The following is a 14,037-nucleotide window of genomic DNA, read 5'->3' as shown; positions in this document are numbered from 1 at the left end:
AAAAAATAGAATCCAATCTAACGAGTGCTCATAAAAGATCCACTAGGGCGAGGGATCTAAGATATTTCTAACATAGATCGACAAATGTCAAAAAGGAAATAATATCCTGCACGAGATCCAAAAATAAAGAAAAAAAGCGCTGGGATAAATAATGAAAACATTATGGAACAAGGAAACTGAGACAGAATTTTTCACAGAGTCGTTAAAGGAAATAGATCCTACAAGTCTTTTTTATACTTCTGATGACGGAAAGATGTACGCTTATTGGCCAAAAACCTACACGGGAAAAAAATCTACTTTACAAAGCCGGAATACGCACGTCGGGAATTTCACAGAAATGTGGACTAAACTCCTACTTGAGGGATATGCCCAATCAAAAGGATATTTTGCTGTTCAAGGGGCCATATGTAAAGAAATAGGATTACCTCGGGAATCTGCTGCCGATGTAGCGATTTGCAAATCTCCCTCCAAAGAACAGAATCCAAAAGATATTGTTGCAATTTTTGAAGTAAAAATGTCAATAGTATGGAATTGGGAACTAAAAAATGGGGAGATAATCGAACTCGGAGATTATTCTACGCATAAGGGTGAGCCCGGTTTACTACGATCAGATTCGATGCTAAAAGCGATCGGGAAAGGGATCAATGTTCGGATTTCGAGTCCAGACTCCAAAGATATCCCTATAATCATCCTGGGAAATACGCCAATTACACAGAGTTACGAAAGTAAAGTCGATAATTTGAAAACATCGGGGGTGGTCCAGGGATTCTGGTCTCTCAATCCAAATCCAAGGAATAATCAGAGTACACTAAAAAATACCCCCAAATATGGGTTTATACGGATGGATAACTACCAAGAACTCGTCAAAAATCTTGACAATCTACTATCAGAGGATCTAAATTATTTCTCCTCGATGAAATCACATTCGGAACTCGGCCGAATAATTGATATTTCCAGTCGTGAAAATATAATTGAGGACAAAGCGCTCAAGTTTTTGGAACTCATCGGGGATTGATATGCAGAAAAAAGAGAAAACAAAAACAAGCAGTTTTGGAATTTCAGGGAGATATAATCATGACTCCTCTGAATTTTATTCAAAAGCAATATACTCAAACCTTAACCATGATGAGCCTAAGAAAAGGTATTGCGAAAACACAGTTCCTGAAAATACCCTTAATAAGATTATTTGTTCATCCAGCGAAAATATGAAAGAACTTCCAGATTGTAGTGTGCATCTGATGGTAACATCGCCGCCCTACAATGTTGGAAAGGCATACGATGACGATCTTTCTTTGGAGGAATATTTTGGCCTCTTGAGGAACATATTCAAGGAAACATATCGTGTTTTAGTGCCAGGGGGTAGAGTAGCGATAAATATTGCAAATGTAGGAAGAAAACCATATATCCCCTTGAATTCAGCAGTTACATACATAATGCAAGATCTTGGTTTTTTAATGCGTGGGGAAATCATATGGCAGAAAGGGGCGAGTTCTGGGGGTTCTTGCGCTTGGGGAAGCTGGCAATCTGCATCAAACCCCGTCTTGAGAGATACTCATGAGTACATTACAATTTATTGCAAAGATATGTTTAAAAGAGAAAATCCAGCAAAAAAGAAGAGTACGATCTCAAGAGACGAGTTCCTTGAATATACCAAAAGTGTTTGGGAATTCAATACCGAATCTGCGAAGAAAGTAAAACATCCAGCACCTTTCCCCGTAGAACTTCCAAGAAGATTGATCCAACTCTACACGTTTGAAGGGGATATTGTTCTCGATCCGTTTATGGGATCGGGCAGTACCGCCATCGCAGCGATAATTTCAGATAGAAAATATGTTGGATATGATATCTCAGATGAATATTGCGCAGTTGCTAACGAGAGAATAGAAAAATGTATGCAACAAAGAAATCAACAAAAATTAGTGAATGATACGACTTTGTAAAAATCTCCAATATCCGATTATCTTCTTTTCTTTGGGAATTACCTCGCAATAGAAGAGGCAGATACACCCCCCCAGATCCGAACTACAGAACGCGTTCAACACGTCGTAATGGAGGAGAGTGTTGATATCATCCCAGCAGACGGCCCACCGTGCTCCCTCGCCTTGCTCGCGACGCACCGCGGGCTTCCTCCCAGATCTTTTCTTGGTGCAGGAGGACGCCCCCGCCTTCGTCGCTCCTACTCCTCGCCGGCGGCTGTGCCGATCTTCGCTCCGCACCGTGCTGATGCACCGTGCTCCGCTCAGGCCGACGTTCCCCCTCAGGGGACCGGCGAGGGTCCCCTTCGGGTGAAGTCGGCAAACCCGCCCGGCACCTGTCGGTGCCTCCTCCCCTCCGGGGCAGTCTGTTGCGATAGGGGAGGGTCCGGCGGTCGGTGCATCAGCACGGGCCGCCGGCGGGGGCGGGTGGCGGGATAGAGCATAACCGGGGCCGAAGCGCCCCGGTCATGGTGAGCACAGCGCAGGCGTCCCCTCATCGCCCGGCCCCGCTCAACACCTCCCGGCCGGCAGGACACCAGGACCAGAGGCCGGCGTCCCGAGGGAGGAGGCCGGGGCCGGTCCCCCGGTGATCCAGTCCGCCGCCTTCTGTGCATCGCTCGCCGCCCGCACCACGTCGGCGGCCGTCCCCTCCCTGATGTGCCGGAGCCACCCGGCGACATAGGCCGCCTGGTTCTCGGCCACCGGCGGCGTGTCGGTTCCGGTCGTCGCACACAGGAAGGCCGCGCCCATCTCCGCCGTCAACTCCTCCCGGCTGTACCGCTCGCTCCCGAACCGCACCGCTCCCGTGATCCCCTCGCGGTCCAGGCGGTGCGCCGCCCCGGTCCAGTGCGTCAACTCATGGAAGAAGGCGGCATAGTACGCCGCCATGCTCTCGAAGCGCGCCGGCGCCGGCATCGTGATCACATCCCGCGCCGGGTAGTAGGCAGGTTCGCCCGCCCTGACCCGCGGGGCGTTCCGCCTGATGATCTCGTCGCACGAGGCCACCGGCGCGGGGGCGGCGAGGTCCTCAGGCTCGATGCCGTCGCACTGGCCGAGGTGGAAGACCCGGTAGTACCGGACGATCGGCCGGTCCCTGAGGGCGACGACCCGCCGCACCTCGCCCGTCGCCGGGTCCCTCTCCTTCCTCTCCTCGTCGTACTTCCAGAGGACCACCAGGCCCGCCGCCTTCTCCCCCCGGCGGACCTGGCCGCCCGCCTGCTGGATCTGCCGGTACGTCCCCCACCAGGTAGCGCCGGCGAGGAGGACGCGGTTGATGCCCCGGTACGGCCGCTTGCTTGCGATGTTGCACGGCGTCATGCCCTGCCAGGTCTGCCGCCACGGCACCGTACCGGACTCCAGAGAGGAGATGATGCGGTCCCGCACCATCTCATACACCGACACCATCAGGGCACCTCGATGATCTCGGTCCTTGCACCGCGCCGGACATGGGCGACGCACTCCTTCAGGCCGAAGACCGCCGTCATCTGTTCATAGTACCGGCGGATACGCTGCGCCTCCTTCCAGCAGGCCCGCGCCTCGGCGATGAAGGGTGCTGCCTCTCGTTCACAGGCGGCGGCCCGCCTCTCCGGGTCGGCGAGCCTGTCGCGGTCCGCCGGCCGCATGGCGTCGAAAAGGGTGAGGGGCATCCTCACCACCCCCACCGGACGAGGTCGCCCTCGGCCGGGCAGCGGTAGTAGTCCACGCCCTCGATCCGGTCGGACGAACTGAACGAGAGGACCGCACCGCACACCGGGCACCGCGGCAGACGCCCGGCCCGACTCAGGTCGGCGAGGGTCCGGCACCCGGCGTTGAAGTCCGCCGCCGCCATCACTCGCACCTCCGCGGGACCACCGCGTACGCGGGGCCGGTCTCGTACGGCGAAGGCACGGTAACAAAAGAATGATAGAGGGGGAGGGTAAACTCTCCCTGCTCTTCACGAGCATTCGGGGTGGCGGTTGTGTCGCCAAACATCTCATGCCACCTCGAAGACTGCCGCTTTTCCGCCGTTCTGAACAATTCGCACGAGGTCGGCCCACACCGCCGTGAACATCCGCCCGTCGAGGCGCAGGTTCACCGCCCGCCCGCTCTTTGACTTCGCGACCTCGCCGACCATGCACCCGTCCTTCATGGACCGCAGCGCCTGGCCCTCGAAGTGGAACCCGCCGACGCCGTCGAGGACGCAGATCATCCGCCCATCGAACAGACCTATCCGGCCGATTTTTTGGAATCCCATTGTCTATACCTCCCGGAGCGGTTCCCCGCTCCTTACCCCCGTATAGGTGCCGATATTATTTAAATGTTGCTACAATGTATCAACATTACAAAAGTATAATGCGGTTTATGTGCAACATTGTATCAATGGAACCCTTCGACATGACGATCAAAAACTGCTATGAAGTAACGGAGAAAGTCGTCACTCCACACGGGAACGGTGCAAAGGTGCTCGTCCCCCGCGGATGGATCGGGAAGAAGGTGAAGGTGATCCTGATCGAGGCACCCGACGAGTGATCCTGATCAACTCCTGGGTTTCGATCACGATCGCTGTTCATATCATGGGGACGCTGGCGCTGTGCTCATCGTGACCGGGCGCTCCGCTCACGCTCCGGCCCGGTGACGATCTTCCCCGCCGCCCGCCCCCGCCGGCGGTCCGTGCTTGCTCGCCCTGCTCGCGGCGCACCGACCGCCGGGGCCCTCCGTCTCTCCCTATCCTACGTGACTGCCCCGGAGGGGAGGAGGCACCGATAGGTGCCGGGCGGGTTCGCCGACTTCACCCTCAGGGGATGCTCGCCCATCCCCTGAGGGTGAACGTCGGCCTGAGCGGAGCACGGTGCATCAGCACGGTGCGGAGCGAAGTTTTCAACAGCCGGCATGGACCGCACCTGAGTGCGGACCATGCGGGCGTCCTCCTGCACCGGAACAGCGTACGAAAGGAGGCCCGCGGTGCGTCGCGAGCAAGGCGAGGGAGCACGGCGGGCCGATCACCATGCACGCGATCTCTCGCGCGAGGCGCGCAGAAAATTAATGCCATAGAAGAGAGATCGGGATCTGAGGGGTCAGAGAGCAAAGGGGAAATTTTTCAAAGGGACCAATAATTCAACTCCGATTAGAAATTCTCCCCCTCAGCGTTTTTGTTTTCGGTGTTTTTCTCATCTTCAGGCATCAGGAGACGGCTCCGTCTCCCGTGCCAGGGCCGCCCCGATGACCCGGGCCGCCGCCTCCAGGGCTTCACGTTCATATCGGGACCACTCCGCTTCCGGGAAGGATGCTTCAAGGCCAAGAGAGCAGGAACGCCCATCACCCACCTGAAGAGGCAGAAGGATGCACGACCGTCTTTGACCGTCAGACCCACGGAACCTGGGGACACCGCCGTCGTCTGTGCCTTCAGGCACTATAACCGGGTGACACGGCAGGGAAAATCCGTTGTCCGCCCAGGCATGCATCACCTCCCACGCATCACTCTCCCCACCCTGCCTCTCCAGGACATAGACCCCTTCTGCTCCTGCCGACATTCCGATCTCCGCAAGGGCGGCGCGGATCCCACCGGCAGCACCGCGGTCCCGGAGGAGGAGGACGGCGGCGCTGACCACGGCGTCGAGGATGACGTCGCGACGCCTGAGGGCCGCCGCCATCTGTTTGCTCAGACTGATGTCGCGCACAATGGCCTGCCCTATACCCCGCTCCGGACAGGTGCTCTGAGATGTGATCTCGACATCGATCACCTGCCCATCGGACCGGACAAACTGCGTCCTGAAGGTCACATCGCCTTTCTCGACGACAGCCTTCATGGCTTCTCTACCCTTTTCCTTCTCTGTATCGACAGCAAAATCTCCTATTATCCTCCCGACAAGATCGTCGGGGGGATAACCGAGCAACTCGCACGTTGCGCTGTTGACCTTCAGGATCACCCCTTCGTTCGTCCTGACGATGATCGCGTCCTTCGAATGCTCGAAGAGGTGCCTGTACTGTCTTTCGCTCTCCTGAAGGGCGGCGACGGCTTCCTCTCTCCCGGTGACGTCCCGCAGGATGGCGATACTGTGCCACATGCCGCGGTATCGCACAGGGGAGAGGGTGCACTCGGCAACAAAGACCTCTCCCCCTTTCTTGACGACCTGCCCGGTGAACCGGCGCCCGGAGAGGATCCGCCTGATCACGCCCGTCATCCTGAACTCGCCCAGAGAGTCATGGACATGCTGGCGGGTCTTTTCGGGCAGGAGATAGTGGTAAAAGGGCCTTCCCAGGACCTCGTCGGGGCGGTACCCGAAGATCTCCTCCGCGGCCTTGTTCCAGAGGACGACATGGCACTCGTCGTCCGTCATCATGATCCCCTCGCTGGCATTCTCGACGACACTCCGGAAACGCTCGTCACTCTCCCTGAGGGCGACCTCGGCACGCCTGCGCCCGACGGCATGACGGATCTTGGAGACCAGTTCGGTGAACTGAGCGACTGCGGCACCTCCTTTCTGGATGTAGAAATCGGCGCCGCAGTTCAGCGCCTCGATGACGACGCTCTCCCGGCCCCTGCCTGTAAAGAGGATGAAGGGGAGGTCGGGATGCCCTGCCCTGACCGCCCGCAGAAGTTCGATGCCATTCATCGTGGGCATCTGGTAGTCAGAGATCACCACGTCATAGGGAGAGACACCAAGCAGGCCCAGTGCTTCTTCTGCCGATGCTACCGGCGTCACGGTGAAGTCTTTCTCCTCTTCGAGAAAGGCACAGGCCAGGTTCAGGAGGAGGGGTTCGTCGTCGACAAGGAGGATACGGATCATGGGGGTATGGAAGGATAGAGTGGCAAGCCCCTATAAAAATATGACCATATGAGTGGAGCGCCGGCAGACGCCAATCTCTTTGCCTCCCAGAGAGACACACGAGGCATGGGCATCAGGGTCAGACTGCCCGGGGGAGCGGGGGTACATGAAATCGCCCGCACCATCGCGGCCCTTGCAAACAGCGGCGGGGGAGAGGTAGCGCTCCGTGGCGACAAAGGGACGGACGATGTGTCCGGGGCCGTCGCAGCGGTCGTGCCGGTACCGGTCATGCGGACAGGACCGGAAGACGCGGCCGCAGAGAGATCGGTCAGGCAGAGTCTTGTCATCAGGCCGCCTGAAGTTGCGGTCAGGACAGGAGAGGGGGGCGTGGTCCTCGCGGTCACACCCGGCGACTCCCTCTGCACCGTCGGGGGAACAGTCTATGCCTTCGAAGAGGGGGAGGTCAGGCCCCTTTCGATCGCGGAGGTAGTAAAAAGGCTTGGTTCGGGGGGGTGACGGCCGGCGATATGCATAATAGGCGAGGAATCAGAGGAGGATATGTGTCTACACGATCCGGAACCACATGCAGGGAGCGCATCCTCGCCCTGACAGACAGGGAGGCCCCCGACCTCCTCGGCCTGTACAGGGCATTCCACGCCTCCCCCGAACTCTCCGGAACGGAGGAGGAGACGGCCGGGAGGCTTGCCGGTGCGCTGGAAGAGGCGGGGTGCACCGTCACCCGCGGCATCGGAGGCCACGGCCTCGTCGGCACCCTTGAAAACGGCGACGGGCCGGTGGTGATGCTCAGGGCAGACATGGACGCCCTGCCCATCCGCGAGGAGACCGGCCTCCCGTACGCAAGCCTGCGGCCGGGCGTCATGCATGCCTGCGGCCACGACCTGCACATGACATCTCTCGTCGGGGCGGCCCGCGTCCTTGCGGCCTCGCGGGAGTGCTGGCAGGGCACCGTCCTCTTCGTCGGCCAGCCCGCCGAGGAGATCGTCGCCGGGGCGAAAAGAATGATCGCCGACGGCCTTTTCGAGAGGTTCCCGAAACCCGACTGTGCGGTCGCCGTCCATGCAGGCCCTGACATCGGTGTCGGTCATGTCGGGACGCGGGCAGGCATCCTCTCGGCCGGCGGGGAGTCGGTAGACCTCCTTGTCCGGGGCGTCGGGGGCCATGCCGCCCATCCCGACCGGACCCGCGACCCTATCGTCCTCACGGCGGAGACGGTCCTCGCCCTCCAGACCATACGGAGCCGCGAGATCGACCCGAACGACTTCTTCGTCCTCTCTATCGGTGCTGTCCACGGAGGGATAAAGCACAACGCGATCCCTGACGAGGTGGCCTTGAAGGTGAACCTCAGGTACCACCGCCGTCGGGTGCGCGACCAGGGCCTGGCCGCGGTCAGGAGGATCGCGGCGGGGACGGCGCTGGCCGCCGGCGTGCCGACGGAGAGGATGCCGGTTGTCACGGTGATCGACGAGTCGGTCCCTCCCCTCATCACCGACGCCGCCCTCACTGAAAAGTGCAGTGCCGGTATAGAGGAGTGCCTCGGCACCGGTGCTGTCATCGAGATCCCGCCCCTCTCGGGGAGCGAGGACTTCGCCGTCTTCGGGGAGGTCGGCATTCCCCTCGCCTACTACAGGATAGGGACGAAGAGCGATGAGAGCGGGGACGCGTACCTCCATTCCTCGCACTTCGCCCCTGACCCTGCGCCCGCAATACGGACCGGGACCGTCGTCCTTGCCGCGTCGGTCATCGCCTGTGCACGGCACCCCTGATCCCCACCCCCCAACCCCGAGGAGACGATGCCTGTGTTCGAGATTGACCCCTGGATTTTTTCCACCGTTCTGCTGCCCGTCCTCATCTTCTTTGCGAGGATCGCCGACGTCACCCTCGGGACGATGCGGATCATCTTCGTCGCCCGCGGCATGAAGATCGTCGCCCCGGTCCTCGGCTTCTTCGAGATCCTCATCTGGCTCACGGCCATCGGGCAGATCTTCTCAAACATCACCAACTATGTCAACTACATCGCCTATGCCGCGGGTTTTGCTGCGGGCAACTACATCGGGATTCTTGTAGAGGAGAAGATCGCGATGGGGCTTGCGGTCATCAGGATCATCACCCAGAGGGATGCCACCGCCCTCATCGGCACCCTGCGGTCCGCGGGGTACGGGGTGACCGTGATGGAGGCGCAGGGGAAAGCCGGGCCGGGGAAGGTCATCTTCACCGTAGTGCGGCGGCGGAACATCCCGGACGTGATCGCAAAGGTGAGTGCGTATTCGCCGAAGGCCTTCTACTCGGTCGAAGACGTGCGGTACGCGGCGGAGGGGACTTTCCCGCAGGTGCGGGACAGGAAGGCCGAACTCAGGCTCTTCAAGTACTTCCGCAAAGGGAAGTGAGAAAGACTCTTCTGGATGCGGGCCCACCCGTGCCCATGCCATCGGTGACATGGTTCGAGATCCCTGCCGACGACACGGGCAGGGCAAAAGCATTTTATCGCGACCTCTTCGGCTGGGAGACCACGCCTTTCCCTGTTCCCTTCAAGGACGATTTCTGGATGGTCTCGACAGGCGGGGGGATCGGGGGCGACCTCTTCGGCCGCGAGTACGCGGGACAGCAGATGATGCTCTACATCGATGTCCCTTCCATCGAGGAATGCCTTGAACGGGTGACGGCGCTTGGTGGCCTGGTAGTCGCCGGGAAGACGCCGGTGCCGGGGATGGGGTACCTCGCGGTCTGCGAGGACACGGAGAAGAACCGCTTCGGCCTCTGGGAGAACGCACCGTGATCAGAGGCAGGACGCAAGGGCGGCAAGGTTCCTTCCGGCCGCGGCCACGACGGCGGCACGGTCCGGGGGGGTCTGAGGCAGGCAATCGCCGCTGCCGCAACGGGAAGGAGCGAGGCGAGGCCGATGCCGGGGACAGGGAAGAGAGGGAAGAGGAGGACAGAGACGATGGCGAGAAGGAGGGACGACCCGATGAGGACGAGGGCGATCCGCCGCGCCGCCGGTGCGAGGTCGGGCCTCTCCAGGAGGACGCCAAAAATAGAGAGGGAGGTCATCCCAAAACTGATCTGAACCCTCATGCACGCCGATGAAAGGACGCACATTCGGTTCTGAAAAATCCTGTTCTGGCGTCTTGTCCTGGGGGTTTCGCCCCCCGATCCCCCCATCATTGCGATAGGGGGCGGATGGCAATCTCCTTCATCGGGACCTCAGGTCTCTCTTCCCCGACCCCATCCTGTTTCGGGGGTCCGGGGGCGTCTGTCCCCCGGCAGAGAGGTCGGGGAAGGCGGTGGTTTCGCACTATGCTTCGGGGAATTCAGGAAGATATCGACCCGATCATGATATTCTCTCCCGATCCCTGCATGCAGAGATGGGGGGAATGAACGAGAGTTTTGGGATATGCTCAGGAAGAAGCCGCCAAGGAGAAAGCGGAAGCGGCCGAGGCGTACGAGTGCGAGGAGCGTCCCTGCCATGCACGAGCAGGTGCCGGGAGGGAGATAAGGATGGCGGTCCATCCCGCGGCGGCGTTCGAGGGGCTCAGGCAGGATCTATCTTGGGGAAGGCAGGGGATGACTATCTCCCTCCTCTGGATTCACCGGTTCGTGGTTCCTCACGAGTGCATGCAATACAGCATGCCGTCGGAGAGAAACCTCTATGTGGGGTGGCGTGCTCTTCATGGATCGGAGAGAGACGTGAGAGCTTTTGCACGGCCGCGGGTGGTTGTCAGCAGGTGCCTTGGCTTCGACCACTGCCGCTGGAACGGGGACATGATCACGAGCGAGGTCGTCCAGATGATCACGCCCCGTGTGGACTTTCTCCCGGTCTGCGCGGAGGTCGAGATCGGGCTTGGCGTGCCGAGAAAGCCGGTGCGGTTTGTCGAGGGGGAGAACGGCATCCGCCTTGTCCAGCACGAGACAGGGCTCGATGTCACCGGCAGGATGGAGAGGTTCGCCGCGTCTTTTGCCGGCACCCTCCGCGAGATCGACGGTTTTCTCCTCAAGTCCCGCTCCCCCTCCTGCGGGATCAGGGACGTGAAGGTCTACCGGGCAGGCGGGACAGGGGACACGGTGGGGAAGACGGCAGGGGCCTTTGCCGCTGCCATGGCCGCCCGCTTCCCCAACCTTCCTGCCGAGGACGAAGGAAGGTTGCGGAACAGGCGGATCAGGGAGCACTTCCTCACGCGCCTCTTCACCTTCGCCGCATTCAGGGAAGTGCGGGCAGGCGGCGACCTGCGGGAACTTGCCGCGTTCCACACCCGGAACAAACTTCTCCTGATGGCATACAGCCAGAAAGAAATGCGAGAGCTGGGGAGGATCGCCGCAAACCCCGACAAAAAAACATTTCCCGGGGTCGCGGGGGAGTACGGCGACCACCTGAACGCGGCCCTGTCGCGAGCGCCCCGTTACACCGCACACATCAACGTCCTCCTCCATGCCCTGGGCCGCTTCAAGGCCGGGATCTCCCCTGCGGAGAAGACCTTCTTCCTCGACACCCTGGAGCAGTACCGCCAGGATCGGGTCACCATCTGCCCGAACCTGATGATCCTCAGGGGCTGGATCGTGCGGTTCGGAGACGACTACCTGCGGGAGCAGACCTTCTTCTCCCCCTTTCCCGCCGAACTGATGGGGGTATCACAGGACCTCTCCCACAGTCAGAGGGACTACTGGGTAAAATGACGAGAACGTGGATCGCACTGGCCTGCCTGATCGTCCTTGGCATAGCCACGACCGCCGCCTGCTGTCTCGGCACGCCGGACGGCAATCTCCCGGAACCGATGACGTTCAGGGCCGAGGCGGCCCATACGGGGGGGACGCCCGACGAGGTCGTCTTCCTCTACTATCCCGACAGCGCCGAACCCGCCCCCTACTTCGTCACCTTCGAGATCAGGCAGGGCGAGACGGTGGCCGTCGCCGTGGCCGGGAGAGTCTACGACGATATCTCCGCGGACCGCCCCATCGAACTCCCGGCCGTGCCGGCAGAACCCGGCGTTACGGCGGTCGCGAAGACCGACATCATCGACAGGTACGGGAGGACCGTCCACAGCAGCGAGACCGCCCTCACCCCCGGACTCGTTCATACCACCGGATAGCCCGCCTCTCTCCACGCCGTGATCCCGCCCTCCATGGTGTAGACATCCGCGAAACCGTCCTTCGCCATCATCTCCGCGGTCCGGGCGCTCCTGTTGCCGAGACGGCAGTAGACAAGATAGGTCTTCCCGCGGTCGAGGGCCGATATCTCGCGGGGAAACGAGTCGTTGCGATAGTTGATCGTCACCGCACCCTCGATATACCCGGCCGCAACTTCACCGGGCGTCCTGACGTCGAGGACGACAAAGGCGGGGTCGCCTTCATGATCGGCGATCAGGGCGCGGGCCTCCTCCACATTCACATTCTTCACCCCAGATCCCTCGCCGGCGAGGGCCACCAGAGGGAGGTCCCCCATCACCAGTCTCCCGCTGCCTGCGAGTCCAGCGACCAGCGCCACGAGGAGAAGGGCGCAGCAGACGGCGGCCAGCATCATCTTCGCCATGCACAGATCTCGTCCCTCCAGAAAAAGATGGTGCCTGATCAGGCAGACTCTGTCCTTTCGAAGAACCAGGCGCCGAGGGCGAGGAGGACCAGAACAAAGGCAAAAAGGGCGGCGGCGTCAAAGAGAGGTGAAAAAGACGAGACGCCGGTCAGCACGCCCCGCAGACCGTCCACCCCGTAGGTGAGGGGGTCGGCATAGGCGAGGGGCAGAAGCCAGGCAGGGAGGTTTTCGATAGGGAAGAGGGCGCCCGAGAGGAAGAAGATCGGGAAGACGACGAAGTTCATGATGAGGGAGAAGCCGTGGATGTCCTTCATGTTCGAGGCGAAGATCAGGCCGAGGGAGATGAAGGCGGCGGCGATGAGGAGCATGAAGGCGACCGCCGCAAGGAAGGGGAGGACGCCGGGAAAGGGAAAACCCATCGGGACTGCAAGGAGGAGGATGAGCACACCCTGAATGAGGGAGGTCGTCGCCCCGCCCGCGATCCGCCCCAGAACGATAGCCGTCCTGCTGACAGGCGCCACCATGATCTCCTTGAGGAACCCGAACTCCCTGTCCCAGAGGACCGAGATCCCGGCAAAAGTCGAGGAGAAGAGGATCGTCATGCCAAGGATGCCGGGCACGAGATAGGTGACGTAGTCGATGCCCGGCGGTATGCCGGGGACGCTGCTTGTCCGGAATCCGAACCCGAGGAAGGCAAGGAAGAAGATGGGCATGCCGAGAGTCCCGACGACCCGCGACTTCGCCCTGAAGAAGCGGATCATCTCCCTGTGCCAGAGGACGGCGATCGCTGTGAGGTCTCTCATGCACCCTCCCGGATCGACCGCCCTGTCACCTGGATGAAGACGTCCTCCAGACTCGGTTTTCTCAGGTTCACCGCGGTGACCACGACCCCGGCCGCCTCGGCGGCGGCGATGAGGGCAGGGATATGCCGCTCGCCCTGCTCGACAGTGAGGGTGATGGCGCCGCCCGTCACTCCTGTCTGGCTGACCCAGGGAAGGCCGGCAAGGGATCTCAGGAGAGGTTCGGCGTCCCCTTCGATCGAGAGGGCGATCGCATCGCCGCCGAGTGATTCCTTCAGTCTCTCCGGCGTATCGAGGACAGCGATGCGGCCGCGGTCGATGATCGCCACCCTGTCGCAGAGGTGGTCGGCCTCCTCCATGTAATGGGTCGTCAGGATCACGGTCACGCCCCGGTCATGGTTGAGGGCCCTGATATACTCCCAGATGTGCCGCCGTGTCTGGGCGTCGAGACCGAGGGTCGGTTCGTCCAGGAAGAGGATGCGGGGGTGCTGGATGAGGCCGCGGGCGATCTCCAGGCGGCGTTTCATCCCGCCCGAGTATTCGGCGACGAGTGCGTCGGCCCGGTCGGAGAGTTCCACCAGGTCGAGGACCGCCCGGATCCGCTCCTCCCTCTCGGCGCGGCCGATCCCGTACATCCGGGCATGGAAGTCGAGGTTCTCCCGGCCGGTGAGGTTCGTGTCCAGCGCCGGTTCCTGGAAGACGACGCCGATCTGCTCCCTGACCCGGTCCCTCTCCCTGACGATGTCGGCGCCCGCGACCTCCGCAGTGCCCTCTGTCGGGGTGAGGAGGGTGGTGAGCATGCTGATCGTCGTGGTCTTCCCCGCACCGTTCGGCCCGAGGAGCCCGAATATCTCCCCGTCAGCCACCTCAAATGAGATATGGTCCACGGCGACGAGGCTGCCGAAGACTTTTGTCAGCCCTTCGACCCTGATAGCAGGCATGAGTGAGATCTCGTCCTCACGCATTCAAAACCTTTG

The 14,037-nt window shown here is 60.7% G+C and carries 20 protein-coding genes; 10 read left to right on the top strand and 10 right to left on the bottom strand.

Features of this window, described 5'->3' with window-relative positions; all coding sequences use genetic code 11:
• Positions 1 to 151 precede the first annotated feature (151 nt).
• Positions 152 to 1,015 carry a hypothetical protein gene (locus MEFOE_RS03015; protein ID WP_067048070.1) on the top strand — a complete coding sequence of 288 codons (864 nt, stop codon included), beginning with the start codon at positions 152 to 154 and terminating at the stop codon, positions 1,013 to 1,015.
• A 1-nt stretch (position 1,016) separates the two neighbouring features.
• The gene (locus tag MEFOE_RS13270; RefSeq protein WP_083523303.1) at positions 1,017 to 1,940 is read left to right on the top strand and encodes a DNA-methyltransferase; all 924 of its coding nucleotides are present in this window, start codon (positions 1,017 to 1,019) and stop codon (positions 1,938 to 1,940) included.
• 546 nt (positions 1,941 to 2,486) lie between these two features.
• Here MEFOE_RS13270 and MEFOE_RS03010 read toward each other — a convergent pair.
• The 5 genes from MEFOE_RS03010 to MEFOE_RS02995 are packed head-to-tail and all read right to left on the bottom strand — an operon-like array spanning position 2,487 to position 4,209.
• Positions 2,487 to 3,380 carry an ArdC family protein gene (locus MEFOE_RS03010; RefSeq protein ID WP_067048058.1) on the bottom strand — a complete coding sequence of 298 codons (894 nt, stop codon included), beginning with the start codon at positions 3,378 to 3,380 and terminating at the stop codon, positions 2,487 to 2,489.
• Positions 3,380 to 3,622, bottom strand: coding sequence for a hypothetical protein (locus MEFOE_RS03005; protein ID WP_067048042.1), 243 nt, complete (start codon positions 3,620 to 3,622; stop codon positions 3,380 to 3,382). Before MEFOE_RS03005 ends, MEFOE_RS03010 begins: the two co-directional genes overlap by 1 nt.
• Positions 3,623 to 3,624: 2 nt before the next feature.
• Positions 3,625 to 3,804: a hypothetical protein gene (locus tag MEFOE_RS03000; RefSeq protein WP_067048037.1), complete on the bottom strand. Its 180-nt coding sequence runs from the start codon at positions 3,802 to 3,804 to the stop codon at positions 3,625 to 3,627.
• Positions 3,804 to 3,947 carry a hypothetical protein gene (locus MEFOE_RS13945; protein ID WP_160329477.1) on the bottom strand — a complete coding sequence of 48 codons (144 nt, stop codon included), beginning with the start codon at positions 3,945 to 3,947 and terminating at the stop codon, positions 3,804 to 3,806. Before MEFOE_RS13945 ends, MEFOE_RS03000 begins: the two co-directional genes overlap by 1 nt.
• A gap of 1 nt (position 3,948) precedes the next feature.
• Positions 3,949 to 4,209, bottom strand: coding sequence for a hypothetical protein (locus MEFOE_RS02995; protein ID WP_153015855.1), 261 nt, complete (start codon positions 4,207 to 4,209; stop codon positions 3,949 to 3,951).
• Between the two features lie 125 nt (positions 4,210 to 4,334).
• On the opposite strand from MEFOE_RS02995, the gene MEFOE_RS13265 reads away from it, so the two are divergent.
• Positions 4,335 to 4,484, top strand: a complete 150-nt coding sequence (locus MEFOE_RS13265) for a DUF2080 family transposase-associated protein (RefSeq protein WP_201785173.1) — start codon at positions 4,335 to 4,337, stop codon at positions 4,482 to 4,484.
• Positions 4,485 to 4,684: 200 nt separating this feature from the next.
• On the opposite strand, the gene MEFOE_RS13615 is transcribed toward MEFOE_RS13265, so the two are convergent.
• On the bottom strand, positions 4,685 to 4,870 hold the full coding sequence (locus MEFOE_RS13615) for a hypothetical protein (RefSeq protein ID WP_153015854.1): 186 nt from the start codon (positions 4,868 to 4,870) through the stop codon (positions 4,685 to 4,687).
• 258 nt (positions 4,871 to 5,128) lie between these two features.
• Positions 5,129 to 6,742: a PAS domain S-box protein gene (locus MEFOE_RS02990; protein ID WP_067048033.1), complete on the bottom strand. Its 1,614-nt coding sequence runs from the start codon at positions 6,740 to 6,742 to the stop codon at positions 5,129 to 5,131.
• A 48-nt stretch (positions 6,743 to 6,790) separates the two neighbouring features.
• On the opposite strand from MEFOE_RS02990, the gene MEFOE_RS02985 reads away from it, so the two are divergent.
• The 7 genes from MEFOE_RS02985 (at position 6,791) to MEFOE_RS02960 (ending at position 11,820) form a co-directional block, all read left to right on the top strand.
• Complete coding sequence (locus MEFOE_RS02985; RefSeq protein WP_153015853.1) at positions 6,791 to 7,237, top strand: hypothetical protein; 447 nt, start codon at positions 6,791 to 6,793, stop codon at positions 7,235 to 7,237.
• 44 nt (positions 7,238 to 7,281) lie between these two features.
• Entirely contained in the window at positions 7,282 to 8,505 is a 1,224-nt protein-coding gene (locus MEFOE_RS02980) for a M20 metallopeptidase family protein (protein WP_067048028.1), read from the top strand.
• Between the two features lie 33 nt (positions 8,506 to 8,538).
• Positions 8,539 to 9,126 carry a DUF2179 domain-containing protein gene (locus tag MEFOE_RS02975; protein WP_328585433.1) on the top strand — a complete coding sequence of 196 codons (588 nt, stop codon included), beginning with the start codon at positions 8,539 to 8,541 and terminating at the stop codon, positions 9,124 to 9,126.
• A 35-nt stretch (positions 9,127 to 9,161) separates the two neighbouring features.
• On the top strand, positions 9,162 to 9,515 hold the full coding sequence (locus tag MEFOE_RS02970) for a VOC family protein (protein ID WP_067048022.1): 354 nt from the start codon (positions 9,162 to 9,164) through the stop codon (positions 9,513 to 9,515).
• Between the two features lie 165 nt (positions 9,516 to 9,680).
• On the top strand, positions 9,681 to 9,803 hold the full coding sequence (locus tag MEFOE_RS14600) for a hypothetical protein (protein ID WP_268872603.1): 123 nt from the start codon (positions 9,681 to 9,683) through the stop codon (positions 9,801 to 9,803).
• Positions 9,804 to 10,123: 320 nt separating this feature from the next.
• On the top strand, positions 10,124 to 11,407 hold the full coding sequence (locus MEFOE_RS02965; protein ID WP_235809549.1) for a YbgA family protein: 1,284 nt from the start codon (positions 10,124 to 10,126) through the stop codon (positions 11,405 to 11,407).
• Positions 11,404 to 11,820, top strand: coding sequence for a hypothetical protein (locus tag MEFOE_RS02960; protein WP_067048019.1), 417 nt, complete (start codon positions 11,404 to 11,406; stop codon positions 11,818 to 11,820). The genes MEFOE_RS02965 and MEFOE_RS02960 overlap by 4 nt, the downstream gene beginning before the upstream one ends.
• Here the strand turns inward: MEFOE_RS02960 and MEFOE_RS02955 are convergent.
• From MEFOE_RS02955 to MEFOE_RS02945, 3 genes are read right to left on the bottom strand one after another with little or no spacing between them, the layout of a single operon-like run.
• Entirely contained in the window at positions 11,805 to 12,260 is a 456-nt protein-coding gene (locus MEFOE_RS02955) for a rhodanese-like domain-containing protein (RefSeq protein WP_067048016.1), read from the bottom strand. The two genes, MEFOE_RS02960 and MEFOE_RS02955, sit on opposite strands and share 16 nt — an antisense overlap.
• Before the next feature lie 38 nt (positions 12,261 to 12,298).
• Positions 12,299 to 13,063: an ABC transporter permease gene (locus tag MEFOE_RS02950; protein ID WP_067048014.1), complete on the bottom strand. Its 765-nt coding sequence runs from the start codon at positions 13,061 to 13,063 to the stop codon at positions 12,299 to 12,301.
• On the bottom strand, positions 13,060 to 14,001 hold the full coding sequence (locus MEFOE_RS02945) for an ATP-binding cassette domain-containing protein (protein WP_067052880.1): 942 nt from the start codon (positions 13,999 to 14,001) through the stop codon (positions 13,060 to 13,062). Before MEFOE_RS02945 ends, MEFOE_RS02950 begins: the two co-directional genes overlap by 4 nt.
• Positions 14,002 to 14,037: the final 36 nt, after the last annotated feature.

Source organism: Methanofollis ethanolicus (assembly GCF_001571385.1).
Taxonomy (GTDB): Archaea; Halobacteriota; Methanomicrobia; order Methanomicrobiales; family Methanofollaceae; genus Methanofollis; species Methanofollis ethanolicus.
This window is presented reverse-complemented; position numbering and strand designations above follow the sequence as displayed.